Origin of the sequence: Phormidium sp. FACHB-592, from assembly GCF_014695795.1 — a bacterium.
Taxonomy (GTDB): domain Bacteria; phylum Cyanobacteriota; class Cyanobacteriia; order Leptolyngbyales; family Leptolyngbyaceae; genus Stenomitos.
On sequence record NZ_JACJOZ010000100.1, the window covers coordinates 68,175 to 94,454 of the forward strand.

23 protein-coding genes are annotated in these 26,280 nt (G+C 51.4%); 12 read left to right on the top strand and 11 right to left on the bottom strand.

Annotation, left to right across the window (positions count from 1 at the left end; all coding sequences use genetic code 11):
- Window positions 1–65 precede the first annotated feature (65 nt).
- Window positions 66–1,133: a Gfo/Idh/MocA family oxidoreductase gene (locus H6F86_RS26510; RefSeq protein WP_190452931.1), complete on the bottom strand. Its 1,068-nt coding sequence runs from the start codon at window positions 1,131–1,133 to the stop codon at window positions 66–68.
- 329 nt (window positions 1,134–1,462) lie between these two features.
- Between H6F86_RS26510 and H6F86_RS26515 the strand changes: the two genes are divergently transcribed.
- The 5 genes from H6F86_RS26515 to H6F86_RS26535 all read left to right on the top strand — a co-directional run bounded on the left by H6F86_RS26515 (window position 1,463) and on the right by H6F86_RS26535 (window position 9,474).
- Window positions 1,463–3,115, top strand: a complete 1,653-nt coding sequence (locus H6F86_RS26515) for a hypothetical protein (protein WP_190452932.1) — start codon at window positions 1,463–1,465, stop codon at window positions 3,113–3,115.
- Window positions 3,116–3,359: 244 nt separating this feature from the next.
- The gene (locus H6F86_RS26520) at window positions 3,360–3,845 is read left to right on the top strand and encodes an MgtC/SapB family protein (RefSeq protein ID WP_242033710.1); all 486 of its coding nucleotides are present in this window, start codon (window positions 3,360–3,362) and stop codon (window positions 3,843–3,845) included.
- A gap of 51 nt (window positions 3,846–3,896) precedes the next feature.
- A complete protein-coding gene (locus H6F86_RS26525) occupies window positions 3,897–5,642 on the top strand; it encodes a glycosyltransferase family 39 protein (RefSeq protein WP_190452933.1) in 1,746 nt (581 codons plus the stop codon).
- A 110-nt stretch (window positions 5,643–5,752) separates the two neighbouring features.
- Entirely contained in the window at window positions 5,753–7,570 is a 1,818-nt protein-coding gene (locus tag H6F86_RS26530; RefSeq protein ID WP_190452934.1) for a glycosyltransferase family 39 protein, read from the top strand.
- Between the two features lie 119 nt (window positions 7,571–7,689).
- Complete coding sequence (locus H6F86_RS26535; protein WP_190452935.1) at window positions 7,690–9,474, top strand: metallophosphoesterase family protein; 1,785 nt, start codon at window positions 7,690–7,692, stop codon at window positions 9,472–9,474.
- A gap of 149 nt (window positions 9,475–9,623) precedes the next feature.
- Here H6F86_RS26535 and H6F86_RS26540 read toward each other — a convergent pair whose 3' ends face one another.
- The gene (locus tag H6F86_RS26540) at window positions 9,624–9,899 is read right to left on the bottom strand and encodes a hypothetical protein (RefSeq protein WP_190452936.1); all 276 of its coding nucleotides are present in this window, start codon (window positions 9,897–9,899) and stop codon (window positions 9,624–9,626) included.
- Window positions 9,900–10,278: 379 nt separating this feature from the next.
- Here H6F86_RS26540 and H6F86_RS26545 point away from each other — a divergent pair, with 379 nt between their 5' ends.
- On the top strand, window positions 10,279–10,779 hold the full coding sequence (locus H6F86_RS26545) for a helix-turn-helix transcriptional regulator (RefSeq protein WP_190452937.1): 501 nt from the start codon (window positions 10,279–10,281) through the stop codon (window positions 10,777–10,779).
- Window positions 10,780–11,075: 296 nt separating this feature from the next.
- A complete protein-coding gene (locus tag H6F86_RS26550) occupies window positions 11,076–12,140 on the top strand; it encodes a succinate dehydrogenase/fumarate reductase iron-sulfur subunit (RefSeq protein WP_190452938.1) in 1,065 nt (354 codons plus the stop codon).
- A 45-nt stretch (window positions 12,141–12,185) separates the two neighbouring features.
- On the opposite strand, the gene H6F86_RS26555 is transcribed toward H6F86_RS26550, so the two are convergent.
- The 4 genes from H6F86_RS26555 to H6F86_RS33010 all read right to left on the bottom strand — a co-directional run bounded on the left by H6F86_RS26555 (window position 12,186) and on the right by H6F86_RS33010 (window position 14,981).
- Window positions 12,186–12,680 carry a PD40 domain-containing protein gene (locus tag H6F86_RS26555; RefSeq protein ID WP_190452940.1) on the bottom strand — a complete coding sequence of 165 codons (495 nt, stop codon included), beginning with the start codon at window positions 12,678–12,680 and terminating at the stop codon, window positions 12,186–12,188.
- A gap of 153 nt (window positions 12,681–12,833) precedes the next feature.
- Window positions 12,834–13,349 carry a biopolymer transporter Tol gene (locus tag H6F86_RS26560; protein WP_347241157.1) on the bottom strand — a complete coding sequence of 172 codons (516 nt, stop codon included), beginning with the start codon at window positions 13,347–13,349 and terminating at the stop codon, window positions 12,834–12,836.
- A 201-nt stretch (window positions 13,350–13,550) separates the two neighbouring features.
- A complete protein-coding gene (locus H6F86_RS26565; protein WP_190452942.1) occupies window positions 13,551–14,333 on the bottom strand; it encodes a Ycf66 family protein in 783 nt (260 codons plus the stop codon).
- A gap of 534 nt (window positions 14,334–14,867) precedes the next feature.
- Window positions 14,868–14,981: a photosystem II reaction center X protein gene (locus H6F86_RS33010; RefSeq protein ID WP_190452943.1), complete on the bottom strand. Its 114-nt coding sequence runs from the start codon at window positions 14,979–14,981 to the stop codon at window positions 14,868–14,870.
- Between the two features lie 181 nt (window positions 14,982–15,162).
- On the opposite strand from H6F86_RS33010, the gene H6F86_RS26575 reads away from it, so the two are divergent.
- Window positions 15,163–15,462: a YggT family protein gene (locus tag H6F86_RS26575; RefSeq protein ID WP_190452946.1), complete on the top strand. Its 300-nt coding sequence runs from the start codon at window positions 15,163–15,165 to the stop codon at window positions 15,460–15,462.
- 144 nt (window positions 15,463–15,606) lie between these two features.
- Here H6F86_RS26575 and accC read toward each other — a convergent pair whose 3' ends face one another.
- Together accC and H6F86_RS26585 are read right to left on the bottom strand one after the other, a co-directional pair.
- Window positions 15,607–16,965, bottom strand: a complete 1,359-nt coding sequence (gene accC, locus H6F86_RS26580; RefSeq protein WP_190452947.1) for an acetyl-CoA carboxylase biotin carboxylase subunit — start codon at window positions 16,963–16,965, stop codon at window positions 15,607–15,609.
- 177 nt (window positions 16,966–17,142) lie between these two features.
- A complete protein-coding gene (locus H6F86_RS26585; RefSeq protein WP_190452949.1) occupies window positions 17,143–17,928 on the bottom strand; it encodes a DUF2459 domain-containing protein in 786 nt (261 codons plus the stop codon).
- Window positions 17,929–18,180: 252 nt separating this feature from the next.
- Between H6F86_RS26585 and H6F86_RS26590 the strand changes: the two genes are divergently transcribed.
- Window positions 18,181–19,701: a tellurite resistance TerB C-terminal domain-containing protein gene (locus tag H6F86_RS26590; RefSeq protein ID WP_190452953.1), complete on the top strand. Its 1,521-nt coding sequence runs from the start codon at window positions 18,181–18,183 to the stop codon at window positions 19,699–19,701.
- Here the strand turns inward: H6F86_RS26590 and H6F86_RS26595 are convergent.
- Together H6F86_RS26595 and H6F86_RS26600 are read right to left on the bottom strand one after the other, a co-directional pair.
- Window positions 19,698–20,303 carry a cobalamin biosynthesis protein gene (locus H6F86_RS26595; protein ID WP_190452955.1) on the bottom strand — a complete coding sequence of 202 codons (606 nt, stop codon included), beginning with the start codon at window positions 20,301–20,303 and terminating at the stop codon, window positions 19,698–19,700. The genes H6F86_RS26590 and H6F86_RS26595 overlap by 4 nt on opposite strands.
- Before the next feature lie 8 nt (window positions 20,304–20,311).
- A complete protein-coding gene (locus H6F86_RS26600) occupies window positions 20,312–21,907 on the bottom strand; it encodes an NAD(P)H-quinone oxidoreductase subunit N (protein ID WP_190452958.1) in 1,596 nt (531 codons plus the stop codon).
- A 423-nt stretch (window positions 21,908–22,330) separates the two neighbouring features.
- Here H6F86_RS26600 and topA point away from each other — a divergent pair, with 423 nt between their 5' ends.
- The 3 genes from topA to H6F86_RS26615 all read left to right on the top strand — a co-directional run bounded on the left by topA (window position 22,331) and on the right by H6F86_RS26615 (window position 25,910).
- Window positions 22,331–25,087, top strand: coding sequence for a type I DNA topoisomerase (topA, locus tag H6F86_RS26605; protein ID WP_190452959.1), 2,757 nt, complete (start codon window positions 22,331–22,333; stop codon window positions 25,085–25,087).
- Window positions 25,088–25,270: 183 nt separating this feature from the next.
- Window positions 25,271–25,534 carry an AbrB/MazE/SpoVT family DNA-binding domain-containing protein gene (locus tag H6F86_RS26610; protein ID WP_190452960.1) on the top strand — a complete coding sequence of 88 codons (264 nt, stop codon included), beginning with the start codon at window positions 25,271–25,273 and terminating at the stop codon, window positions 25,532–25,534.
- Window positions 25,521–25,910 carry a type II toxin-antitoxin system VapC family toxin gene (locus H6F86_RS26615; protein WP_190452961.1) on the top strand — a complete coding sequence of 130 codons (390 nt, stop codon included), beginning with the start codon at window positions 25,521–25,523 and terminating at the stop codon, window positions 25,908–25,910. Before H6F86_RS26610 ends, H6F86_RS26615 begins: the two co-directional genes overlap by 14 nt.
- Before the next feature lie 43 nt (window positions 25,911–25,953).
- Here H6F86_RS26615 and H6F86_RS26620 read toward each other — a convergent pair whose 3' ends face one another.
- Entirely contained in the window at window positions 25,954–26,148 is a 195-nt protein-coding gene (locus H6F86_RS26620) for a hypothetical protein (RefSeq protein WP_190452962.1), read from the bottom strand.
- Between the last annotated feature and the right edge of the window lie 132 nt (window positions 26,149–26,280).

Sequence of the window (26,280 nt, forward strand, 5' to 3'; positions counted from 1 at the left end):
GTTGAACCCACTCAAATCATTGAACTATCTAGTTGAAGCAATAAAACAGGTCTAACTTGCAGCGCTTAAACGGCTACAGCTTGAGCAAGACCATTCAACTGCATATCTTTTTGTTGCCATGCCTGACCATCGAGCGCCATTTGCTCAATTAAACTGGCAAGGCGCAGCGCTTTCAGCGCCTGTTCACCACCGACTGACGGCTGGCTGCCGCCTCGCACACAGCCAACAAAGTGTTCCAACTCAGCATTAAGTGGTTCGATATTGCTGGTGTAGACTTTTTCGATCAGACCATCCTGCCGATACAACACCTGACCGTGATCAGTGATGCAGTTAGCAGTCGTGCGCCGATGAATCAAAATCTCATTGTTGAGGAAATCGGCTTCAGTGAGAGAATTCTTGCAATGGGCAGCAATGCGGCGGATCTTGCGATGCGTTACCTTGCTAGAGGTAAGGGTGGCGACGATACCATTCGCAAAGCCGAGGGTCGCGGTCACATAGTCTAAAAAGCCAGAGTCAGAAGCACGGCTACCGCTAGCTGTAAGCTTAACGACGGGAGAGGCTGCTAGTTCTAGCATCAGATCAATGTCATGAATCATCAGATCCAGCACTACAGACACATCGTTGGCACGATCGGCGTAGGGACTCATGCGATGTGCTTCTAATGCCAGCAGCTCTTCAGTTTTAAGAATTTTATTCAGTTCTTGAAACGCAGGGTTAAACCGCTCAATATGCCCAACTTGCAGAATACATTGAGATTCTGCGGCTGCATTCACTAATGATTCGGCTTCGGCAATGCTGGCAGCGATCGGTTTTTCGATCAACACGTGTACACCTGCTTGAAGACAGGTCATGCCAACCGAATGGTGTAAGCGAGTTGGCACAGCAACACACACTGCATCGACATGTAATAAGAGATCGCGATAATCTTCAAAAAAGCGAACTCGATATTTGCTAGCAGTATCAATGCCACGTTCGACATTGACATCTGACACGCCCACCAACTCGACATCCTTCAGCATACTGAGGACGCGAGTGTGATGCTGACCCATATTACCGACACCGATCACGCCCACCCGAATTGGTTCCGGATGACTTCTCTGTGACTGTACGCTCGTAAGATGAGCGTTTGCCATTTGTATACCTGAACAAGCCGACGAAATGCGATTGGGCACTTCCACTTCTGTACTCTCCTCCACCACCAAAAAAATGACTAAGGAACGATTTAAAGCCGTGTTAGCCACCAAGATGGTAGCATAGCGTCTCTATTTGTGAAGAATTTCAAAGTCGTGTCAAGGTTCCCCATTTTGTTGTGAATTTATCTACAGACTCCTTGCAGCAATATTTTGCCTCTGTTTCTTTTTAAGATTTTGCATAGCCTCGAATAAGCGGCTTAGGAATGCTAGAAAATAGGGAACTCTTTATAAATAAGCCCACTTGTTCTCTTTGATACTTGTACGTGCTGATGAAACGCTTTTCACCTCAGTTTGATCGTCATTCAATCCGGCAGTATGGCATGGCAGGGGTGATGGGTCTGCTCCTTGTTATGGGCGGACTGGCGTTAAAGCCTGCTTCCAGGTCGATCGCCAATACCCCTGAATTGCTAGCAGGAAATCGTCCACAAAATCAGGCAAAAGCTGTTTCGAGAGCCGCGCAGCGTCAGGAGCAGAGTCGTCAAATTCGCCCTGAGAACTTCAGCCTTGATCGCTATCCGGTCACTAACCAAAACGAAAAACACTGGCGCAATTTGCTCTGGACAACGGCTGTTGTGCAGCCACAAGAAGCGTTTGCTGCTGACGCGATCGAGCAAATTCTCTCGCTGGGAACCCGCCCAGGGTTATCGGATGCACAGAAACGTACGATCGATATGGCAGCGCGAGTGGGCACACAACTGTACGTGAGTAATCCCACTCGGTACGCCAGCATCGGCAACCAATTTCGGGAGACGATCGACCGTAGCACTGACCCCGAATGGGTTGCCATGTCACTGTCTGGGCTAGCAAACGGCGGACTGTCGCCTGAACAAATTCAACCGCTTGTAGGACGGGTCAAGGCACGGTTTCCCAAGTGGGCAACAACGATTCCGTTACAGACAACCCTGCGTGAGATGGCAGAGTTGATTTCACCCAGCACGTTGCCGCCTCTAGGGGATTTGTTGAACTGGACGATCGCGCCCAAGCAGGCGCATTTATACGTCCTCTGTCAGCGCGATCGAACTGTACTGTGTCAGGCTTTGCTTAAAGACCGCAATGGTGCCTTTGTGCGCCAGTCAAACGGGCAGCTTTGGTCAGTGCCGCTACTGCTGCGATCAATTCATGACCTCAGCTCAAACTTTGTCCGTGGCGAAACCCCACAAGGTGTTTACCGGATGGAAGGCGCAGTGCCACAGCCCGATGATGAATTCTTCAGAGCATACGGTCAATTTCCGCTAGTGAACCTATTCGTGCCCTTTGAGCCAGGTGCAAAGCAGTTTACGCCCGGAAAGCCCGGACCGTTTCAGGGCAGCCTAGGGGATTATAAGCGCTTGCTGCCTCCCACCTGGCGCAATCATGGGGGCATTCAGGAAAGTTTCTGGGCAGGTAAAGCGGGGCGATCGCTCTTCCGCATTCACGGTACAGGCGAATCACCAGACTTTTTTAGCGGCAAAGACAAAAACCCCGATACCTACAACTGGAACCCGACCATCGGCTGTCTGTCGGCGCTAGAGCTGTATAACGAGCAAGGGCAGCTACTCCAGGCGGATATGCCCAAAATTTTGAAGGCACTGCAAATTGTTGGTGGCAAGAAATTTACAGGCTATATGGTTGTAGTTGATTTGCCAGGAAACGCACGTAAACCAGTTGCAATGAAGACGATCGAAACTGCCTTACGCAATGGCAAACTCTCGCTGGGCAAACAACCAGTGAAGGTCTCTACCTCAGTGCCTCAGGCAGAAAAACCACAGCCTGCTGACCTCAAGCCTGCTGCTAAGCCTAAAGCAGCGGAATCCCCTGTCGAATCGATCGCGATCGCACCCTCAGACAACACCTCTGCTCCTGCTGCTGAGCTGCCCTCAGTCGCGTTGCCAGATCAGCCAGAGATTAATCCCAATATACGACCCTTGCCGATAGCGTATTAGGGCAGAGGGCAGAAGGCAGAAGGTGGAAGGCAAAAGGCAAAAAAGACAGAAGGTAAAAAAGCAGTGGTCAGAATCAACTCGAAACTCTCTGACAAGGCGCTGTAAAACGCTACTCCATACTTATTCCCCTCTGCTACTTCTACCTGCCCTATGACCTCTACCTCCTAGCCTCCCTTGCCATCACAATTCTCCTTACCCCTTCACCCTATAATTAGCTTGCGAATTCTGACATGAGGTGGGTGAATTGACGGTATCGGTAGCATCTCTGGGAGCCAGCGCTGGTGAGTGGTGGGGGTTGAGTTGGCGGTTAATCTTGGCAGCGTTGCTAGGTGGGGCGATCGGCGTCAATCGACAAATGGCTGGCAAAGCGGGTGGGTTGAGAACACATATGCTGGTGAGCCTGGGCGCAGCACTATTTCTTGTGATTCCCACATCGATCGATGCCACTATCCATCCAGATGCGATCAGCCGATCGATTCAAGGTGTTGCAACCGGGGTCGGCTTTTTGGGCGCGGGTGAAATTGTGCAGCAGGCACGAACAAAGTCTGGTAAGCCAGAAGTGAAAGGCTTAACGTCTGCTGCCGCTATCTGGGCAACAGCAGCGTTAGGCATGATTGCCAGCGCTGGCTTATGGCAGGCTAGCCTGATCGGGACGCTGCTCACACTGTTTATTTTGGGCGGTGCAAAGTGGCTCGAAGCGTTTATACCTGTAAGACGCAAAGAAGAGTAAGGGCGCTAGATTTAATGTCCCGACTGCGGCTAATCTCCTCGAAATCTCCCCATGCTTCGCAAACCTCTTCCTTGGGATCACTCAAGTTCTGCATTAATCGGTGATCGCTGGATTGATCGCCTTTGGCTGCTGGGTCTTTTGCTGGCAGCAGGGGTGTTGTATGGCGTAAGCCTGGGTGATTTGCCCCTACGAGATTGGGATGAAGGAACAGTGGCTCAGGTGGCACGGGATATCTGGCGATCGCCCCCTGGGTCGTGGGTCTGGTTGCATCCGACGATCGCAGGTGAGCCGTATCTCAACAAACCGCCCCTGGTGCACTGGCTGATGGCATTAGCGTTTCGTCTGGGTGGCGTCACCGAAAGTATGGCGCGACTGCCAGGTGCGATGCTCACAGCGGTTTCGGTGCCCCTGCTGTATGGGCTAGGGCGGGAGTTGTTTGCCCGCCGCACGCCAGCAATCTTTGCAGCGCTGACCTACTTAACGCTGCTGCCAGTGGTGCGGCACGGACGCTTGGCAATGCTGGATGGAGCAGTGCTGTGCTTCGGTCTGCTGCTGATTTTTTGCGTCTTGCGATCGCGGCGAGATTTGCGCTGGGGCTTGGGTGTGGGCATCGCGTTTGGGCTGCTTTGCCTGACTAAAGGCATCGTGGCGCTGCTGCTAGGCGCGATCGCGATCGCCTTTATGCTCTGGGATACGCCTCGCCTGCTGGCATGTGGTTATGTATGGAGTGGTGTGCTGCTAGGCAGTATTCCCGTTCTTGCCTGGTACTGGGCGCAATGGCAGCATTATGGACAGGCATTTGTGAGTGTAAGCCTGTGGAATCAAGCGCTCGATCGCGTGGTGGTATCAGTCGAGGGGAATCGGGGTGCGCCCTGGTACTACGTGCTAGAAATCCTGAAATATAGCCTGCCCTGGCTAGTGTTTTTCCCCCAGGGCTATCGGCTCGCATGGGAGCACCGCAACCTGAGTTGGGCAAAGCTTGTGCTGCTCTGGGTGACGGGCTATCTGCTCATCATTTCTGTCATGAGTACAAAACTGCCCTGGTATGTGATGCCTGTTTACCCAGCCTTTGCGCTGGCAGTAGGAGCCTATCTAGCCGAAATTTGGCAGCTTTCAGATTGGGTTGGCACCCGTTTGGTTAACATACACTCAGTTGATGCACCTTCAGTTAGCACCACTCCAGCGGAGCGCCGTCACTACCCGATCGCCTGGATCATTCTGTTTAGCCTGGTAGCGATCGCGGGCTGGATCGGCAGCGTTTACTTCAGCCCGATGGGGTCTGCTCCGCAGGCAGGCTTACCGCTCATTTTGGGAGCCGTTGCACTCACGCTGACAGTTGCGACCGTCCTCATTATGCGGCGAGATTCGCAATTTATCTTAGTGTTGTTTTGGGGAATGTATGTCTCGCTGTTGCTGTTCGTGACATCGCCCTACTGGGTATGGGAATTGGATGAGTCCTATCCCGTTAAGCCCGTAGCAACGCTGGTACGCGAAAATACTCCGCCCAACGCTACCGTTTGGACGCTGTATCCCTATAGTCGTCCCTCGCTCAACTTTTACAGCGATCGCCGAATCGTACAATCCTCTGCTAGCCCTATCCAGCTTCCCGTAGCACTACAAGACTACTGGCAAAAAGACCCACAGCCCTATCTGTTGGTTGAACAGGCAACCATCACGCAGCTTGCCCTACCTTCTGTACAGCCAGTAAGTTCTGCCGCAGACTGGGTGCTGCTAACACGTCAACCCCGTAGTGAAACAGGGAAAGCTAACACCCGTGTCGATTTACCGCTAAAGTAAGTCTGAAGAGGCGCTAGTAGAGTCACTTCAGCATTTTGTTAGGCTGCAAAAGCAACGGTTCAGACTAAGCCTGCACATGGATGAAGGATGTTGGACGGCAAGGAAACCGCATGAGTGTAAAATTTGCTCGCGTCACGCAACCGCTGCAATACTACTGGAAGCAATACCCTGCACTTGCCTGGGTGATGCCCTTACTCTGGCTCTTGGCGATCGCAGCCGTCACGCTGGTTTGGCATGTGAGCAGCATTGGGCTGATTGATGAGACCGAGCCACTCTTTGTCGAAGCATCACGTCAAATGGTCGTCACTGGCGACTGGATAACGCCTTACGTCAATGGCGAACCCCGCTTCGACAAACCACCGCTCATTTATTGGCTGATGGTCTTTGCCTTCCAAAGCTTTGGCGTTAATGAGTTTGCAGCTCGCCTGCCATCTATCCTTGCCGCTGTGGCGATCGCGCTTTTCTGCTTCTACATTCTTCAGCGCTACGAAGAGGCAGAAGGCAGAAGGCAGAAGGCAGAATCTGAGAGGACGGATTCACTCCTCACTCCGCTGCAAAGCGGCAACAAGCTACACTTTTCACCCTCTTACCTTGCTGCTTTACTCGCTGCAACGATGCTCATCCTCAACCCCAACACCTTCTTTTGGGGGCGGACTGGCTATGCCGATATGCTGCTGAATGCGTGCATTGGTAGTTCGCTGCTAGCGTTTTTTCTAGGGTATGCTCAGCCCGATCGCCCTCTACGGCAAAAGCGTTGGTATTTCGCCTTTTACGTGCTGATGGCACTGGCAGTTTTAACGAAGGGACCGATCGGTCTCCTCTTACCCGGTCTCATCATTAGCTGCTTTTTGCTGTACGTTGGCAACGGCAGAGCAGTGTTACGAGAAATGCGGTTACTGCGAGGTGGACTGGTAGTGCTGGTCATTGCGCTGCCCTGGTATGTGCTGGTCACGCTGGCAAATGGCGACGCGTTCATCGACTCTTTCTTTGGTTATCACAATGTCGAGCGGTTTACGCAGGTGGTGAATAGCCATGCAGGACCGTGGTATTTTCACATTCTGGTTATTGTGGTTGGCTTTTTGCCCTGGTCAGCTTATCTGCCAGCGGCGATCGCGCACATCAAGCCCTTGCAACGCCGCTACTGGCAACAACAGACTCGCTGGCAGCAACTGGGGCTTTTTGCACTCTTCTGGTTTCTGGTGATCCTCGGCTTTTTTACGATCGCCACAACGAAATATTTCAGCTATACCTTACCGCTGATGCCTGCGGCGGCAATTTTAGTGGCGCTGCTATGGACGGATTATGTAAGGCGACCACAAACTCGTAAGCAAGCTGGATTCATCATCAGCGGAGTCTTGAATCTACTGCTCCTAGTGATCGCAGCATTTGTCCTGATCGAAAGCCCTCGCTGGCTAGGCTCTGATCCCTGGATGCCCAACCTGGGGCTACGGCTGCAACAGGCAGGTCTGCCCCTCCTGGGTGGCGTGATCTGGGGTACGACAGCGATCGCGGCGATCGGGCTACTGCTATGGCGGAGTCGTTGGCTCTGGATCGCTAACCTGCTAGGGTATCTCGCCTTCCTTATCTTGGTGGTGCATCCACTAGTCTTGATTGCGGATGTCGAGCGTCAGCTACCGTTACGCCAACTGGCGCAAGTTGCTGTGCAGACCAAACAACCGACTGAAGAGTTAGTGATGCTGGGGTTCCAAAAGCCTAGCCTGGTCTTCTATACGCGCCAGCACGTCACCTACTTAACGCAGCCAACAGAGGTAATTAACTACCTTCAAACGCAGCCGGGCGATCGTACTGGGGCACTCATTGTTGCTGGAGAAAAACCCCTCCGGCGATCGGGGTTACAGCCACAGCAGTATCAAGAGATTAGCCGCGCTGGAGTTTATCGTTTGGTGCGGGTGGCTGGGCAGCGGTAAGCAACACGATCGCGGGTTTCTTGATCCAGGCAAAACCACACAGTCTGTTCACTGCTAGTTACGGATCAAGCTCTTCTTTTTTTTCGCTGATGTAGTCTAGCTTATGTAGCCCAGTACCTATGCTGAAGCGCCTGCCGAATCGTATGCTGCTGCTAGCCGCGCTGGCGGTGTCGATTCTCCTCTCGTTCACCCCAACGATCGCCATGTCTGCCAAACCAACACTCCTGACCGAGCCGTTCCTGCAACTGCCCACTGAGTCATCTGTGCGGGTAGTCTGGTTCACAGAGTTTGCGGGTGCCAAGCATACAGTTGCTTATGGCGCAGGGTTGTCGAAGCAGGCGATCGCCCAAACAACACAACTCAGCCGCACCCGCGAAGACTCAGAATCTAAACGTGCGGTGAAATATACCAGCGTTACCGTCCGTCCCATCTGGCGACATGAGGCGGAAGTCATCGGATTGAAGCCCGATCAATCTGTACGGTATCAAGTAACAAGTGTGCGTGAAGATGGCATTGCGGTTAAGAGTGCAGTCTATAACTTAGCAGCCAAACCTTCACCAGGAAAGCCACTCAAGATCCTGCTGACTTCCGACCATCAAGTAAAACCGATGGTAGCGGCGAATCTGCAAAAAGTGGTAGAAACCGTGGGGCAAGTCGATCTCGTGCTGTTTGCAGGTGATCTGATCAATGTTGCCGATCGCGCCTCCGAATGGTTTGACGACAACTGTGGCGGTTCCTTCTTCCCAGCCCTGCAAGGTCGCGCCTGCTACGAGCTAGAGAAAAACGGCATCAAGACTCGATACAAGGGTGGTGCAATTATTCAAAACGCGCCGATGTACACGGCGATCGGCAACCACGAAGTTATGGGACGCTTCTCCACTGATGATTCTTTGGACGAACAGTTTACCAATACACAGCCAAGCGATTTTGCAGAAGAACGCTACCGAGGCAAAACTGACTTCGAGTTGGACGAATTTGGTAAGCCGCCTACGCTAAACCCCACAGGTGACCCAATCATTCGTAAAGCGTGGATCAAAGATCACTCCTTTAATACTGATACCTACGAAGAAATTTTTTCACTACCCCAAAGCCCCACAGGCGGCAAAACTTACTATGCTGTCTCCTTCGGTGATGTGCGTCTAGTCGTGCTTTACATCACCAACGTCTGGCGTACTCCTAGCCTTGCAGCAGACGCAAAAGGAAAGTACCGAGAACGAGACCTTGATCTCAACCAGCCCGATCTATTGGGGTGGGGACAACATCTTTTTGAGCAGGTTGATCAAGGCAGTGAACAGTACAACTGGTTAGAACAAGAACTCAAAAGCCCAGCGTTTCAAGAAGCAAAATATAAAGTGGTGATGTTCCATCATCCGCCTCATTCGTTAGGCGAAAACATCGTTCCTGCCTACACAAATCCTCGGCATTTCGTTACTACTGAGGCAGGACAGATTACATCTATGCGTCATGAGTACCCCCTTAAAGAGGATTACATTATTCGAGATGTAGTGCCGCTGCTCGAAAAGGCGAAGGTGCAACTGGTGTTTTACGGGCACTCGCATCTGTGGAATCGGTTTATCAGCCCCAGCGGTATGCACTTCTTAGAAACCTCGAATGTCGGCAACTCCTACGGCGCGTTTGTGGGCGATCGAAAGCGCAATGTACCTACAGGCTACAAGGAAGACTACGCTGCCACAGGTGACCCTAATGGGTTGGAACCGATCGTACCCACGATCGCCCCACTTCTTGATGCTAAAAAGCAGCCTATGCCCTACATCGCCAGCAACGATATTACCGCCTTCAGCATTTTTGATACAGGTACAGGCACTATCAGCAGCTATCGATTTGATACGCACGATCCAAAATCTGCGGTGGTTAAATTTGATGAGTTTATGCTGAAGAAATAGAAACGTTAGGCTTCGCTTTTTATGCCTATGGATTTACGCTTGAAGATAGTACAAAACGATAACCGTATCAACAGTGATTTTGGGTGAGCCAATACGTCCTACTGCAACTTTGACGATGGCTTCACAATTGTTAGTAACTAAGCCAAACATCATACGAACTTCTTCAGACTACGGCTGCCGAAACGGAAGACTGCTCGATGTCCAATCTGAATCACCCATGGTTGAGCATCGGGATCACGCTCATAAAGACGATCGACTGCTTCCATTGGCGTATTAGCCACTTCAAAGGCTCCAGTTTCAATGTCGATCGCCACAATCTTGCCGTAATTACCTTCCTCGACTTGAGAACGAACCTGAGATTCATAAATCTCATTGCCACGTCGAGCAAATTCCTCTTTACTGTAGCGAGGTTGTCGAAAGATCATAGGACATAAGTAGAGGTCTATAATTAAATGATGTTCTAGGGCGCTGCTGAGCTAAGCTTGGCGAAGCTTTTAACAACGTTTATTTATGGCTGTTCACTTAGTTCTAAATCAATGCCTAGTAGGCCACAAGTTTAGCGCACGGGCATAAGCTACTCAGGACGCAGCAGATAAATAGAGCGTAATTGCTCCCTCCAAAATGGATAGCTAGAATATAAAAATTTTCGGATGTTGAAAGAAAAGTTTATCTTCAGTTAGCGTATGGAGCTACCACGATCGCCAAACACCCGACCACAACTTCTCTCGCTGTGACTTTGAAGACATCTATAATAGGGCGATCGCATCCAATCAAGCCCTCAATATTAACACGCTGGCGTGTAAAATGTCTAGTCAAGGTGGAAAACAAGGTGGCAGTAAATATCAACCGTTATTAGATGCATTGCACCAGAGCGATCGAACCCACGTCACGTTAACCTTTGCCGAAATCGAAGCCTTACTGGGTGGAGCGTTGCCCCCGTCTGCTCGCAGCAAGCGTGGTTGGTGGAGCAACCGCAGCAAAGGCGCACTGCAAGCCACTGCCTGGATGTCGGCAGGGTATCTGGTTGACACGATCGATCTGGAGAGCGAACAGGTGACCTTTACCAAACCGCCTGCTGTCTACCGAGTGCAGTGCATCAACGACACCTTGCAGTGGAACAGTGAGTTAATCCGTGCGTTGCGGCTGCACATGGGGCTGAATCAATCAGCGATGGCGAAAGAACTAGGTGTGCGGCAACAAACGGTCAGTGAGTGGGAGAAGGGCGTTTACACTCCGACCCGCGCCAGTTCCAAACATTTAACGTTAGTGGCAGAGAAAGCAGCGTTTCGCTATGAAGTTTATTAATCTGACTGTTGCCGCACGTTGCAAAGCAGTCAGAGATCGCGTTTTGTGAAGGATCTTGTAACGGAGTAAAGAAGTGCAGCGTTAGCAAGTGAAATGAGTTGAAAGTAGGCTAGAAGTAAAGGGATACAGCACCGATCCGCGCGTCAAGATCAATCACACGTTGCTTTAATAGGCTTTCAGGCTAGGCACTACACTTAAATGGGTTGCACTAAAGCCTGTAGATCAGACGATTGGTACGGCATCAGCGATCGCGTTTAGACTAGAAACAACACACTCCTGACTGAAGCACCCGCAGAATGCAAGTTCTCTTTAAAGTCATCCGCCAAGACCAAACCGCTGCGCCTAGAGTGGAAACCTTTACACTCGACGTTGATCCAGGCAGCACAATTTTGGACTGCTTAAACCGCATCAAATGGGAGCAGGACGGCACACTGGCATATCGCAAAAATTGCCGTAACACGATTTGCGGCAGTTGCTCTATTCGCATCAATGGTCGATCGGCGTTGGCGTGCAAAGAGAATGTTGGCAGCGAACTGGCGCGTGTTCAGCAGTCGCTGCCGTTTCAGGCAGACGAGACAGCGCAGCCCAATGCTGAGATGCCCACTATTACGCTCGCACCGATGGGCAATATGCCCGTTATCAAAGATCTGGTAGTGGATATGCAAAGCTTTTGGTCTAACTTGAAAGCGATCGATCCTTACGTCAGCACTGCCGCACGACAAATACCAGAACGCGAGTTTTTACAGACTCCAGAAGAACGTGCCAAACTGAACCAGACAGGCAATTGCATTCTTTGTGGTGCTTGTTATTCCGAGTGCAATGCGTATGAGGTCAACCCCAACTTTGTGGGACCCCATGCCTTGGCAAAAGCCTATCGCATGGTGGCTGACTCTCGTGATGATCAAACAGAAGCGCGGCTAGAAAAATATAACCAGGGTACAGACGGTGTCTGGGGCTGTACTCGCTGTTACTTCTGCAACTCGGTTTGCCCAATGGAAGTCGCACCGCTGGATCAAATCAGCAAAATTAAAGGCGAAATTTTAGACCGTAAGGGCGCTCAGTCTAGCCGCATTATTCGTCATCGCAAAACGCTGATTGAACTGGTCAAGCAAGGTGGCTGGATCGATGAACGTCTCTTTGGTCTAAAAGTGGTAGGTAACTCCTTCCGTGACCTAAAAGGGCTAGCCAGCTTAAGTCCGTTAGGGTTACGGATGATTGTGAAAGGCAAGTTTCCGCTCGGCTTCGAGCCATCCGAAGGCGCTTCTACAGTGCGATCGCTCATTGATTCAGTGCAAGTGCTAGAAGCATCTCAAGTGCAGCTTGAAACCCTTGCGGAGACACCAGAGCCAGTCGGTGGTTAGAGCCTGGAGGGAACTGGACTGTCATTAGCTAAAACGTTAGAGCCGCTAGCGAAAATCCGTCAGCGGCTCTAACGGTTGCCCGTCACGGTTGTACAGCAGAATATCCCACTGCCCATCAGCACTTGATTCAAAGGCGATCGTATTGCCATCAGCCGTGATGGTCGGATTGCGAACCTCTGCCTTCAGGTTTTCCGTCAAGTTACGCAGCTGCCGTGTTTCGCGATCATAGAGATAAATGCCGGAGCGCCCTTCACGAGAGCCAGCAAACACAATCAAGCGACCATTCTCCGAAATACTAGGGCTGGAGACAAGCAGATCGATCGCATTCAACCCTGGTAGCTCCACCAAACTATGGACAACCGTGTCGTAAAGATACAAATTTTGGCTGCCACTGCGATCAGACACAAAGACAATGTATCGCTCCGAGACTCGTGGTTGGAGATCGGCGAAACTACTGTTGAGACTACGACCACCTGGCTCAAACGGAAAATTGACTAGTTGGGGACCACAGCCACTCAAGACGGTGGCAAAACAGAGCATAAGCGAGAAACGGCACTGCACAAATGAATGAGGGGTGAAGGACAAAAGATCAGGAATGAAGTGTTTTGAGTTTTGAGTTTAGTCCTAGCCTCCTTGTCTTCGCTGCGCCCTCTTTTCCCCCGCCCCCTGTGCTTCCCCTACTTCGCACACCTGTTAAGGAAAAGCTTGCGATCGCCGCCCATCAGGCATATCTGATTCTACATTTGGTCCTCGATCCATCACTTCAATATCCCACTGCCCTCGACCACCGGTTTCAAAGGCAATATAACGTCCATCGGGGCTAATGCTAGGGTTGCGAAACCAGCCGCGATAGTGGGCAGTCAACACCTGCGGTTGCTGGAGTACACGATCGTACAGTTCAATTTCAGGACGAACGCTATCGCTAGCAATATAAACAATGTAGCGTCCCGTATAGCTCAAACTGGGTGACTCTGCGATCGCGTCGCTTCGATTCAAGCGAGGCAACGACACAACCTGCCGTTCCTTCAAGTCATACAGCAAAATACCACGATTGCCGCTACGGTTTGAAACAAACGCCAAAAAGCGACCATCACCACTAAGGGCTGGTTGCTCATCATTATGGCGACTATCAAACTCAGCAGAAATGGTTGGAGGGCTATCTTCTTGACTGCAAGATCCTAGCAGTAGACCGATAAGACTTAAAGACACACTTGCAGTGCGCCAAGCCCAGCTCTTTCGCTCAACATTACGGCTCACCCTTGCGGTAGCCTCAAGGGGCTTACCCAAGCTTGCCAGTCCTCACGTACACAACGCTAAAAACGTCTCCAGATCAGAGACCAACCTTAAGTTAAAGGGTGAAAGCCTGCCTTTTCAGCACTTTTAACCCTTCAAAAATATTTGACACTACTGCTAGTAGTTACCCCAATTATCCTCTTCATCAACATCGACCGGGCGGTAATCGACGTACTCTGAGGAAGACGAACCATTCCTTACATCACGTCGATCGCGGGGTGAAACGTCGTCACCAACCGGACGAGACCGCTTGGGTCGGGATGCTGATGTTGGTGGTTGATTGCCTGAGCGCGAAGGAGAATTACTGCGGCTACGGGCAGGTCTGTCATCCCAAAGGTCTGAGTCTTCACGGCTACTGGGTGCATCAAACGACGCATCGGTTGAACGAGGACGGCGCTTGCGAGTGCGATCGCCTGCACCAGTACCTAGACGAGCTTCACCAGTACGGCTAGTCGAACGACGGCGCGACCCTTCTTCGTATTCATCACGCTCAGAGCGTGCATCGCGAGTACCCCGAATACGTCGAGCAGCGGGACGGTCTTCGTAAGGATTCAACTCTTCCAGATCGGCTCGGTAGACCCGACTGACTGGACGCTCATCGTCAACAATTGGCGTATTCCGCTTTGCCTGTTCTGTAGCAGCGCCACGCAAACGGATACTTTCATAAGCAAAGAAAATAGCTGTACCCGCCAGCAAGAACTGGTTGAACTGCAAGATCGGGTCAAGTCGCCAGCCTTGAAAGAAGAGAATGCCACCACAGAGAAGTGCGATCGCAGCAAAGAAAATATCATGATCGCGAGCAAGCCGGGGGCGCAACGATCGCAGCGCATATAGACCAGCACCAGAGGCTGCCAGCGCAATGCCCACAAAACTTGCCCAATTCAGTGAGGCGTTTACCATCGCATCCCTTCTCCTAAGTACATCCTATGTTAACGACTGATGCCCAAAATCTCCAACAAACCTGAGTAAGAAAGAGAGCTTCATACAGAATACTCTTAACCAGAGCTAGCAGCAAAAAGTAATGGCTGACGCACAGACAGGAGCCTAGCGTCATACAGCATAGTAAGGAATCGATGCCGTCGGAATATCCCAACGTTCAGGCTAACCCAGATTCTATAGCCTTGTCTGTAAAGCTAGCTCATGCGATCGCAGCATGAGCCAATGCCACTTGTACAAATAGCAAAACCCTGACATCACCTTCAAAAACAGCTTATAAGTTCTGCTTGTAAGACGACTCAGGGCTTTCGCTTTCTTGCAGCTTTGCTCTGGCATGAAGTAGAACGTTCTGCACACAACCTTTGATCAGTGCCTTCGACAGATGCCTTTGAGCGAGCCTTTTACGCTTGCGCTGTCGATCGCTCTAGGGAGAATTCATCCACTTATTAACGCATCCACTCAGCACCAAACCGTTCTTTCTGCCGCTGGCGCACCAGATTAACGTTGAATTTTATCTTGCTGGCTAATGAAAAGCGCCCCAGCGAAAATTCCTCCAACTACAACAGTACCTGCTAGCAGGCTGATGAAAAAGTTCATTAAAGAAGGAGTCATATTAGTTTGCCTCTTTGGTACAACATTACTGTAAGCATCATTTTAACGGTCTGTTACACACTTGAGAAGCGGCAGCAAAAGGTTTTTAACTACATCAGCGCGATTTTCTTACGGGCAGGCACTTGAATGGCGCTAAAATTAATGAGAAAGCTGTTTACAATGCTTAAAACTTTCTTCTGATATGGATTCTGTCGCGATCGCCACGTTGGTTCTGGGTCTATTGCTAGGCGCGATGACCTTTCTGTTTATCTTCCGTATCGTGCTGACCTGGTATCCCCAGGCTGACCTGACTCGCTTTCCGTTTAATGTTATTGCAGTGCCGACCGAACCCTTTTTGGCACCCTCCCGCAAGATAGTGTCACCAATCGGTGGTGTCGATATCACACCCATTCTTTGGGTTGGCATCTTTAGCTTTGTACGCGAAATCCTTTTGGGGCAGCAGGGGCTTTTGACGATGATGCTCCAGGGAAAAAGCTTTTAAGGAGCAGGGAAAGGGATAAAGGGTGAAAGATGAGGGATGAAGCTTTGATGGCATAAGCCTCTGCCTCTGCTTCCCCTGCTCCCTACTTCCACCTCTAACCCCAAAATTCCCTCAAAAAATGCCTCTGCCTCACGGCTTCTTGTCTTACCCGTCCTGCGCTTTCTGCATCATTTGTTCGACGAAGTTTGTGTACACATCCCCTTTCTGAAAGTCTGGGTTGTCCAGGATTTTTTGATGAAAGGCGATCGTGGTAGGTAAGCCAGTGACAGCACACTCACGGAGCGCACGGCGCATTCGTTTAATGGCGGCGGGACGATCGTGCCCCCACACAATGAGTTTGCCAATTAAGGAGTCGTAGTAGGGTGGAATTTCGTAGTCAGTATAGACATGAGAGTCCATCCGTACACCGGGACCGCTAGGCGGCAGGTAACCACTAATACGCCCAGGATGAGGACGGAAGTTGTGTTCAGGGTCTTCTGCGTTAATGCGGCACTCGATCGCGTGCCCCCGCAGCATGACTTGATCCTGCGTCAAGCTTAATGGCTCGCCCTGAGCAATCCGAATTTGTTCAGCGATGAGATCTAGCCCTGTCACCATCTCTGTCACGGGATGCTCCACTTGAATTCGAGTATTCATCTCCATGAAGTAAAATTCGCCAGACTGGTCGAGCAGAAATTCGACCGTGCCTGCACCCACATAATTAATCGACTTTGCTGCCATGACAGCGGCTGTGCCCATTTTTTCGCGCAGCGTAGGAGTGAGCGCAGGGCTTGGTGATTCTTCGAGCAGCTTTTGGTGACGGCGCTGGATTGAACACTCCCGTTCACCCAAATGAATTACGTTGCCGTGGGTGTCTGCAAGAATCTGAAACTCAATATGGCGCGGCTTTTGAACAAACTTTTCCAGATAAACACCAGCGTTGCCAAAGGCAGCTTCAGCCTCTCCCTGTGCCGCTGCAAACAGCTTACCCAATTCGCTTTCTTCTTGCACCAGGCGCATCCCTCGCCCACCACCACCTGCTGTAGCTTTGATAATGATGGGATAGCCAATTTTACGAGCGATCGCCTGAGCCTCTGTCTCATCTAACAAGAGTCCAGCGCTACCAGGCACTGTTGGTACGCCGACTCGCTGCATCGTCTTTTTTGCCGTTGACTTGTCGCCCATCGAGCGAATTGAATCCGGCGAGGGACCAATAAACACGATCTGGTGATCGGCGCAAATTTCGGCAAAGCGGGCATTCTCTGCTAAAAAGCCATAACCGGGATGAATGGCTGTCGCATTGCGAGTCAATGCCGCCGCAATAATGTTGGGAATATTCAGATAGCTTTTGTTACTCGGTGGTTCGCCAATGCAAACGGACTCATCGGCAAGCTCGACGTGAAGCGAGTGGCGATCGACCGTCGAATGAACCGCAACCGTAGCGATCCCCATCTCCTCACACGTACGGAGAATGCGAAGAGCGATTTCGCCACGATTGGCAATCAAAACTTTTGAAAACTGCATTCTTAATTGTTGGGTTCTGTAATAAGTAGAATAAACGCTTCTGTGAACCCCTGGAAGAGGCAGACGAGAGTATGAGGATCAGAGGTGCTGGAAACCGAAGGAGCTAGGGAAACGGAGGGGCTGGAGGAGCGAGAGCAAAGAAGCATTTTGAGTTAACTCCTCTGCCCCCCTGCTTCCCTAGCCCCCTGCTTCCTTATCCTCCCTTGCCTTTAGCCTTTCCTTCTGCCCTCTGACCCCTGCCTTTCCCTCAATAGCCAACTGCTCCTTGTGCCCGCAGTCACACGTATCCTTCAGTTGACGCATTACGGCAGGGGCAAGTCCGCCCCAGAGAGGTGTGTTTACATCAGCGGTTCGTAGTCCTTCTGCAACCCAGGAGTTACAGGTTCTGAGGCTGGAGTAGCGTCCCGTAGCAGCGTAGAAACTACTGTCGCCGTCTTGCCCGGTGCCGATGCGTAAAGGCTTGCCCTGATTCGTTTGAAACGAGGCTTTGATAAAGTGCATCAGCTTGAGATAGTTGCCTCTGCTCAGGCTAATACACTTGAGGGTTTCGTTAGGATATTGAGGAACAGACGGGTGCCCTTTGACAAAGAGTGCGGCGGGGTTTTGTAAAAGGAGCGATCGCAGCGCGCTAAAGATGTTGATTTGGTCCCAGGAGGGCGTTTCAAGATAGAAGATGCGATCGCCCCAGCCAAATTGCAGATAGCGGTAGTTAGTAACTGCCTTACCAAGAGTTGCCAGATCGAGATGCTGGTTCCAATCAAACGTCTCATTACGGACGGGCACAAAAAAGTTGGTGTGCATCGCGCCGCCAGAGACGTAAACGCTGAACCGACAGTCTGCTGGCTGGGACGAAGCGTGCCATTGACGCGGGGTGAGGGCAGCAATCGTCAGTAGCGCGATCGCCGCTAGTGCACCGCACAGCCCATAGAACCCGACTCGCTTCCAAACAGACCGATCCGTCATCAATGCGCCAAACGTATTGAGTTAACCTACTATGAAGCAACGCGCTCACCCTTAAGTGACCTTAACTAGATTGGTTTAAGGCAATTGGTTTAGGACAACACCGCTAAATGCTGTGGGCAATCACTTGCAGAAGCGTTAAAGAGGTAAATGCTGCGAGGCTTTCAATGTCTATCCTACGCCCATTCGTCAGCTGACGGCTGTAGGGTTGATTGAAGGGTTAGTTCTTCACCCGCTATTTCTTGTGACCTGACTATGGTGAAACAACGGCTTTTTCTTGGCTCTGTCGCTTTTGGCATCAGTTTTGGCATCAGTTTTTTGACAGGTCGTGGTCTTGGCTCTGCGATCGCGTCAGGTGTCACAACGACAGTGGCAACCGTGGTGGCAGCAGCAGTAGTCGATCGGCAGCAGCATCAACATGCCCACAGCAGAATTGCCGAGCTGAAAAATCACATCCAGGCGTTGCAGCAACGACGTGCAGAAGCTTATCAGGCATATATGCAGCTAGAAGCTGAAAAAGAACATCTAGCGATTAGTCTGAACACGCTGGCGTTTCAGTCTGGTCAACCGTCGTTTCAGTCTGGTCAGCGATACATAACGGAATCGCTTGCACCCAGAATGCTGCCTGCATCCCCTAGACCGCTAAGTTGGAATTTAGCCGCATCCGCAGGGTCGCAACTGTCAGTTAATGCTAGTACCAGGGTGCCAGCATACGAGCTACCAACCGAGATTTCAGCCAGTGGTGTAGTCACCAGTAGCCCGGATTGGGGTCGATCGAAAACACAAATTAGCCCACAGATTTTGTCAGACGCTGCTGCCGCCAAACAGAAAATCGAAACTAGTCTGGCTGCACTTCAGACAGAACTAAGCCAAATTAAGGGGCACATTACTGACCATCGCCAAACCAGAGAGAAGCTGTCGCGCGATGTCGCCGATATCAGGGAAGAAAAACGGCAACTTGATGCAACGGTAAAAACGCTACGGGGTGAAGTTCAGGAGTTAGAGACCTGTCGGGTAGAGTTAGAGCAATTTTTAGCCTATGCAGAAGCAAAGAAACAAGAGTTAGAATCTGGCTCCAATCCACTTCAGGAAGCGCTTAAGCAGTTACAAACGCAAGTCGAGTTGCTGCAAGAAGAACTGCGTGAACTGGAGGTGCAAATCCTCGATCGCCGCAGCCAAAAAGAGTTGCTCGAACAACAGGTAGCAGCACTTAACGCATTACAGCAAGCCTCCCAAGCGCCACTGGTTGTACTAGAGGAGACTGAGGTAACTAGCAAAAATGGTAGTGTCAGGAACGGCGGTAGTAACAATCAAGGTGATGCAACCGCAGTGGTACGCGCCAAGAAGACGATCGTGACTCAGGAAACGGCAGCCAAACGCCCAACCACGATCGCCAAACCTGCCCGTCCGCTTAAGTCCGGTGCGGGTCAGTTCAGCACGGCGGCGGTACTGCCAGAGCCGCTTGTTGCTGACAAGCCCTCAACAGAGCTGCCAAATGAATGGACTGAATTTATGGTGCAGTCGCCAGAGTACGAACTGCAAGTGCTGAAAGTCATTGTCGAGCAAAACAATCCAGCAGCCGTGCTGAAGCACATTGCCGAGGAAAATTTGACTATGCCTGAGCTGTTGATTGACTCCATTAATGAACGGGCACTGGAAACGATCGGCGATCTGTTGATTGATGCGAGTGCCGGAGCCGGATCAGCTGCGATCGTGCGCGACCACCTTAAAGCAGTTAAAAAGCTGCTGAGAACCTACGAATACCTCGTGAATTAGGCTTCCATCGCTTCATAAAGCAGTGATCGAGCGATAGCAACAGTGACCAATCCTGACTGCCCTACGTTGCGAACAATTTGTTTGGGAACATAGAGAGTGGAAGTCGGGGATTGGGAGGGGGGAATGGGGAATGGGGAGTCGGGAGTCGGTAAGTGCGGCTTGCCTGCTTCACCTTGCGGTAGTTTCTTCTGTTCCTGTTGCTCCTCTTTACCACTTCCCTGCTCCTCTGCTCCCCCCGCCTCCCTCTCTCTCCCCACCTCCCAACTTGCCAGAAGCGCAGCCGCTTCAGCAACGCTGGGTGTACCCACAGCGGCTAGGCTCGCGCCCGATGGATGAGGTACAGCGATCAAGCGCAGTTGGTCAGCCGAAAAGCAGTGCAAGGGCAGATGGCGATCGCGGCAAAACTCGATCAGTCCCGCTTCATCCGCTTTGGTGTCAATGGTGGCAAGACCGGCGATCGCGTTTTCTGACAGGTTATGCGCTTGAAAGACGGCATGAACTGCCTGCTCAATCAGTCTTTTAGACGTGCCGCGCTTACAGCCAATGCCCACCCAGAGTTTTCTGGGTGGGCATTGTATCGTTTGACCTTTGGCTGCAACCAAATCAGCCTTTAGCCTCTTAGATCAACGTTATTTAACTGACGTAGTGCCGCTGCTTTAGCGACTTGAGTTGTCATCGTCTCCTTGCTGGCGGTCAGAGAGAGTTCCAGCATTGGTGTTTGCATGACAGCATTATTTGCCAGCGTAAACAGCGGGTTGGAGAGAATGCCCGCAAGTGAGGTAACAATCACCGTCATCACTAGACCAACCTGGAGCGATCGCAGCCCCGGTAAATCCCAGGTGATAGGGGGATAGTTCTTCACAGACTCCGACATCTCATGCGGTTCTTTAACCACCATCATCTTGACGACGCGGATGTAGTAGTAAATCGAGATCACGCTAGTCACTAGCCCCAGCAGCACCAAGCCATACGCACCCGCTTGCCAACCAGCCCAGAAAAGATAGATCTTACCGAAAAAGCCTACCAGTGGTGGAATGCCACCCAAAGAGAGCAAACAGATGCTCAGGCAGAGCGTCAAGAGCGGATCTTTCTGATACAAGCCTGCGTACTCGCTGATCTGGTCAGTACCCGTTCTCAGAGAGAACAAAATCACGCCGATAAACGCGCCCAGGTTCATGAACAGGTACGAAAACAGGTAAAAGAGCAAACTGGCGTAGCCAGCATCGCTATTGATGACCAACCCGATCATGACAAAGCCAGCCTGACCGATCGAAGAATATGCTAGGAGCCGCTTCATACTGGTTTGTGCCAGTGCGACAACGTTTCCTAAGATGAGGCTTAGAATTGCCAGCACGGTCATCACCAGATGCCACTCGTCTGTTAGTAAGGGGAATGCTGTCACCAACAGGCGAATTGCCAGAGCGAAACCAGCCGTCTTAGAGCCGACAGAGAGGAACGCAACGACGGGTGTTGGCGCACCTTCGTACACATCTGGAGTCCACTGATGGAATGGGACAGCAGCAATTTTAAAGGCAATGCCCGCGATCGCAAACACCAGCGCAATCACCAGCCCTAGCGACTGTAAAGAGCCTGTCTCTGCAATGTTAGCGGCAATGCGGCTGAGCGTTGTTTCGCCACCCGACAGCCCATATAGCAGCGAAAGACCATAAAGGAAAATAGCAGAACTGGATGCCCCAATCAGCAGGTACTTTAATGAGGCTTCATTCGAGCGGGGATCGCGCTTGGTATAGCCCGTTAGAAGATACGACGCAATACTCAACGTTTCAAGCGAGACGAAGATCATGACCAGTTCGTCTGCGCCCGACAAAAACATCCCGCCGATCGTCGCTGTAAGTAAAATCGACAGAAACTCTGCTACAGCTGTACCAGACTGATTAATGTAGCTGACCGACATCAAAACGGTGATCACTGCCGATAGCGCAATGATGCCTCGGAAAAGGACACTCAACGAATCGCCGTTGAAGCTTCCCAGAAAGGCGATCGGGTCAGCCGCATCCCACTGGTAGTAGAGGGCAACCACAGCAGCTAAAAGCCCCCCGATCGCCACAGAGGGTGTCCAACGCGAGGAGGCAGTTCGCCCTACAATCAAGTCCCCCACAATGACAAGCATGAGGGTAAGAATCACAATGCCTTCTGGCAGAATCGCCCCGGTATTGAGCTGGGCAGCAAGCGTGGCAAAATCCATGAGGTCTAGCTCTATGAATACGGTGTTAGGGTTACGTTAAGAGGACGTGCGATCGTTCTCGTTGAATGAACAAGGAGGCGCACGAGTCAGAAATCCTCTACAGTGGATTCTACATCGCAATTTGGTGTAGTGCTGTAGTTAGCCGCATTCGGTTTGTCACATTGGGTTTAAAGTTAGCTTCAGTTAGGCTCGTTCCGTACACGATCGTCTTCAGGCATTGTTTAGCCTCCCGTTAAAGAAACTGAATGCCCTTTCTAGCTGTCCATCTAGCCAAATATGAGTGCGAGATTGCACCTGCCACCGTTCAAAAGATAGTTCAGGAAATACTCACTTCTCTCTGGTAGTCTCGGCAAGATTAGCTATAAGAGAGAGTAAGACACCTGCTCACTGCCCCATTCTTTTCAGTGTTAACGATTCCCACCCATGTCAAAGCTTGTCATCGTTGAGTCCCCCACCAAAGCGCGCACCATCCGTAACTACCTGCCTGCGGGTTATCGGGTCGAGGCATCCATGGGGCACGTCCGTGATTTGCCCCAATCTGCAAGTGAGATTCCGGCAAGCGTTAAGGGCGAAAAGTGGGCACCGCTGGGCGTAAACGTGGAGGCAAACTTCGAGCCGCTGTATGTCGTACCACAGGACAAGAAGAAAATTGTCAAAGAATTAAAAGAAGCGCTTAAAGACGTAGACGAACTCTTTCTGGCAACGGACGAAGACAGGGAAGGGGAGAGCATTAGCTGGCACTTGCTGCAACTGCTGAAGCCCACCGTGCCCATTAAGCGCATGGTGTTTCATGAGATCACGGAAGAAGCAATTCGCCAATCCATCACCAATTGTCGTGATGTGGATGAACGGTTGGTACGTGCTCAGGAAACGCGCCGGATTCTCGATCGTCTCGTCGGTTATACCCTCTCCCCCCTACTGTGGAAAAAAATTGCCTTTGGGTTATCCGCCGGACGGGTGCAGTCAGTTTCAGTGCGCCTACTGGTCAGACGAGAGCGCCAGCGACGAGCCTTCCGGCAGGGCAGCTATTGGGATTTGAAAGCGACGTTAGAGGCAGCCAGTCAAGAGTCGGGAGCCAAGAGTCAGGAGAAGCAAGCCTTTGAAGCGCGGTTAGTGACGCTGGCAGGTGTGCGCGTTGCCAACGGCAGTGACTTTGATGAGGCAACCGGACAGGTGATTGCAGGACGTAACGTAGTGCTGCTGAGTGAAGCGGAAGCGCGGACGTTGCACGATCGCATTCGCGATCGCCCCTGGACAGTCACAAATCTGGAAGAGCGCCCCACCACCCGCAAGCCTTCGCCCCCGTTTACAACCTCCACGTTGCAACAGGAGTCCAACCGCAAACTTGGTCTTTCTGCTCGTGACACCATGCGTACCGCGCAAAGTCTGTACGAGCAAGGCTACATCACCTATATGCGGACAGACTCTGTAAGCCTTTCTCAGCAAGCAATTACAGCCGCTCGTGATTGTGTGCAGTCGATGTATGGTGCCGAGTATCTCAGCCCTGAACCGCGCCAATACTCCACCAAAAGCAAGGGCGCACAGGAAGCTCACGAAGCAATTCGTCCGTCTGGCAGCGTCTTCCGTACACCGCAGCAAACGGGTTTGAAAGACCGAGAATTTCGTCTCTACGACCTAATCTGGAAGCGTACCGTGGCGACTCAAATGGCAGAAGTGCGCCAGACCAACGTCACTGTGCAAATACAGGTTGAGGATGCTGGCTTTCGTGCCAGTGGCAAGCGGATTGACTTTGCAGGCTTCTTCCGCGCTTATGTAGAAGGGTCAGATGATCCTAATGCGGCGATCGAAGATCAGGAAATCATTCTGCCCCCGCTCCAGGTAGGCGACACGCCAAACTGCGCTGATCTGGAAGCGATCGGGCACGAAACTCAACCGCCTGCCCGCTTTACCGAAGCCTCTCTGGTCAAAACGCTGGAAAGCGAAGGCATTGGTCGCCCCAGCACCTATGCCAGCATTATTGGCACGATTATCGATCGGGGCTACGCCAACATGGTCGGCAATGCTCTGGTGCCCACCTTCACCGCCTTCGCCGTCACCGCACTGCTAGAAAAACACTTTCCCGACCTTGTAGATACCAGCTTTACCGCTCGTATGGAGCATGCCCTGGACGAAATTTCCACGGGCGCAGTTGAATGGCTCCCGTATCTGAAAGAGTTTTATCTGGGCGAAACCGGGCTAGAAACGCAGGTCAAAGAACGCGAAAGCGAGATCGATCCAACAGAAGCTCGCACGGTCGATTTAGAGAACCTGGCAGCAAAAGTGCGGATTGGTCGCTTCGGTGCTTATATCGAAGCTGAAAACGGCGATGGCTCAGTCAAAGCCTCGATTCCCAAAGATTTGACTCCTGCCGATCTTGATCCCGCGCAGGTCGAAGTCTTACTCCGCCAAAAAACCGAAGGACCCGATAAAGTTGGGCTGCATCCCGAAACAGGCGAACCCATCTACCTGAAAATCGGTGCGTATGGTCCCTACGTGCAGCTTGGCGATGAATCAGACGCGAACCCCAAGCCTAAACGTGCTTCTTTGCCTAAAGGCGTAACGCCTGACACGCTGACCCTCGAACAAGCGGTTGGTTTGCTCAAACTGCCTCGTCTCCTGGGTACGCATCCCGAACTAGGGGGCAAAATTCAGGCTAGCCTAGGCCGCTTTGGTCCCTATGTGGTGCTGGATCAGGGGAAGGGCGTGAAGGAGTATCGCTCGATCAAAGCAGGCGATGATGTTCTGACGATTACCCTCGATCGCGCCCTCGAAATGCTGGCAGAACCTAAAACCGGACGGGGCAAACGTGCCGCCGCTAAACCCCTCCGTGAATTAGGTGCTCACCCCGAAGACGGTGAACCTGTCAATATTTACGATGGTCCCTATGGTCCTTACATTAAGCACGGCAAGGTGAATGCCTCGCTACCCGAAGGCGAAACCGTCGAAGCGATCGCGATGCCAACGGCTGTCGAAGCACTCAACGCCAAGGCGGGAACGAAGAAGGCAGGGCGATCGCGCAAAGCTAGTACTTCTGCCGCAACTGAAACCACCAAAGCCACCAAAACTAGCGGCACAGCCAAAAAGACCGCCGCCAAAACAACGACTGGCACCAAAAAGACAACCGCCAAGAAAACCACCACTAAAAAATCCACCACCAGCAAAAAAGCCTCTACGACGTGATCTTGTCCTAACGCTACGAACGCGATCGCAGACTATTTGCTCGGTAAGAGGAAGAGGCGCTCGCGCAACACAAGGGTTAAAAAATTGATGCCGAGGGTTTTGCCGTCGATGTCATTTCAAGGGGGACAATCGCGCTGCTAGAATTCTTACATCTTTCTTACTTTTTATCCTACAGGTCGTTCAATGGAAACCACTCGCTTATCCAGTAAGGGACAAGTGATTATTCCCAAGGCATTGCGTGCTGCCCATCATTGGGAAGCTGGGCAAGAACTCATTGCTACTGCCTTTGGCGACGGCATTTTGCTAAAACCCAAAAAGCCCTTCCAAGAAACGACGCTGGCAGACGTTGCAGGCTGTTTGCACTATCAAGATAAGCCAAAGAGTCTTGATGACATCGAAAACGCTGTGCAGCAGGGTTTCCTGGAGCAGTGGCATGATTGCCGTTGATACGAATGTGCTTGTACGCCTGCTGACGCAAGACGATGAACAGCAGTACAACAAAAGCCTCAAGCTGTTTCAAGAGCAAGCTATTTTTATCGCGGATGCAGTCATTCTTGAAACGGAATGGGTTTTAAGATTTGCTTACCAGTTCAAACCGGATGAGAACTGCCGAGCGTTAAGCAAACTTTTTGGGTTGCCTAATGTGCAACTTGAAAACGCCAGTTTAATGGCACAAGTTTTACAGTGGCACGAGCAAGGTTTGGATTTTGCGGATGCATTTCATTTAGCTAAAAGTCAGAGTTGTTCAACCCTCTATACGTTCGACAACAAATTTGTGAAAAAAGCCAAAGATCTGTCCGATTGTTCAGTACAGCAACCCTGACGATCGCCCTTGCCTTATCCGAGCAATCGCGCTCTGTCCGATCTCAGCCAATTTGAACGGTAAAGGGTGGGAAGGCGATCGCCCTGCCAAAAGCGGTTGAAGCCCTCAACGCAAAGGCGAGAACGAAGAAGGTAGGGCGAGCGCGCAAAGCTAGCACTTCTGCCGCGACTGAAACAACCAAAGCCACCAAAACTAGCGGCACAGCCAAAAAGACCGCCGCCAAAACAACGACTGGCACTAAGAAACTGTTTGTAAATGTATGTGAAGTAGAAGACAACTACGGTCACAAAGGCGCGATACCAGAAGAGTGACATCTACATGGCTTGAGGATATGAGTCAGCCTTACTACGACAGTGACCTGACCGATGAG

What these genes read in the sequence shown, in the direction of transcription:
- topA (WP_190452959.1), top strand. Translation starts at nt 22,331, where the DNA reads ATGTCAAAGCTTGTCATCGTTGAGTCCCCCACCAAAGCGCGCACCATC.
- H6F86_RS33010 (WP_190452943.1), bottom strand. Translation starts at nt 14,981, where the DNA reads ATGACTCCTTCTTTAATGAACTTTTTCATCAGCCTGCTAGCAGGTACT.
- H6F86_RS26610 (WP_190452960.1), top strand. Translation starts at nt 25,271, where the DNA reads ATGGAAACCACTCGCTTATCCAGTAAGGGACAAGTGATTATTCCCAAG.
- H6F86_RS26530 (WP_190452934.1), top strand. Translation starts at nt 5,753, where the DNA reads ATGAGTGTAAAATTTGCTCGCGTCACGCAACCGCTGCAATACTACTGG.
- H6F86_RS26590 (WP_190452953.1), top strand. Translation starts at nt 18,181, where the DNA reads ATGGTGAAACAACGGCTTTTTCTTGGCTCTGTCGCTTTTGGCATCAGT.
- H6F86_RS26565 (WP_190452942.1), bottom strand. Translation starts at nt 14,333, where the DNA reads ATGGTAAACGCCTCACTGAATTGGGCAAGTTTTGTGGGCATTGCGCTG.
- H6F86_RS26515 (WP_190452932.1), top strand. Translation starts at nt 1,463, where the DNA reads ATGAAACGCTTTTCACCTCAGTTTGATCGTCATTCAATCCGGCAGTAT.
- H6F86_RS26550 (WP_190452938.1), top strand. Translation starts at nt 11,076, where the DNA reads ATGCAAGTTCTCTTTAAAGTCATCCGCCAAGACCAAACCGCTGCGCCT.
- H6F86_RS26510 (WP_190452931.1), bottom strand. Translation starts at nt 1,133, where the DNA reads ATGGCAAACGCTCATCTTACGAGCGTACAGTCACAGAGAAGTCATCCG.
- H6F86_RS26555 (WP_190452940.1), bottom strand. Translation starts at nt 12,680, where the DNA reads ATGCTCTGTTTTGCCACCGTCTTGAGTGGCTGTGGTCCCCAACTAGTC.
- H6F86_RS26525 (WP_190452933.1), top strand. Translation starts at nt 3,897, where the DNA reads ATGCTTCGCAAACCTCTTCCTTGGGATCACTCAAGTTCTGCATTAATC.
- H6F86_RS26585 (WP_190452949.1), bottom strand. Translation starts at nt 17,928, where the DNA reads ATGACGGATCGGTCTGTTTGGAAGCGAGTCGGGTTCTATGGGCTGTGC.
- H6F86_RS26575 (WP_190452946.1), top strand. Translation starts at nt 15,163, where the DNA reads ATGGATTCTGTCGCGATCGCCACGTTGGTTCTGGGTCTATTGCTAGGC.
- H6F86_RS26615 (WP_190452961.1), top strand. Translation starts at nt 25,521, where the DNA reads ATGATTGCCGTTGATACGAATGTGCTTGTACGCCTGCTGACGCAAGAC.
- H6F86_RS26600 (WP_190452958.1), bottom strand. Translation starts at nt 21,907, where the DNA reads ATGGATTTTGCCACGCTTGCTGCCCAGCTCAATACCGGGGCGATTCTG.
- H6F86_RS26545 (WP_190452937.1), top strand. Translation starts at nt 10,279, where the DNA reads ATGTCTAGTCAAGGTGGAAAACAAGGTGGCAGTAAATATCAACCGTTA.
- accC (WP_190452947.1), bottom strand. Translation starts at nt 16,965, where the DNA reads ATGCAGTTTTCAAAAGTTTTGATTGCCAATCGTGGCGAAATCGCTCTT.
- H6F86_RS26535 (WP_190452935.1), top strand. Translation starts at nt 7,690, where the DNA reads ATGCTGAAGCGCCTGCCGAATCGTATGCTGCTGCTAGCCGCGCTGGCG.
- H6F86_RS26540 (WP_190452936.1), bottom strand. Translation starts at nt 9,899, where the DNA reads ATGATCTTTCGACAACCTCGCTACAGTAAAGAGGAATTTGCTCGACGT.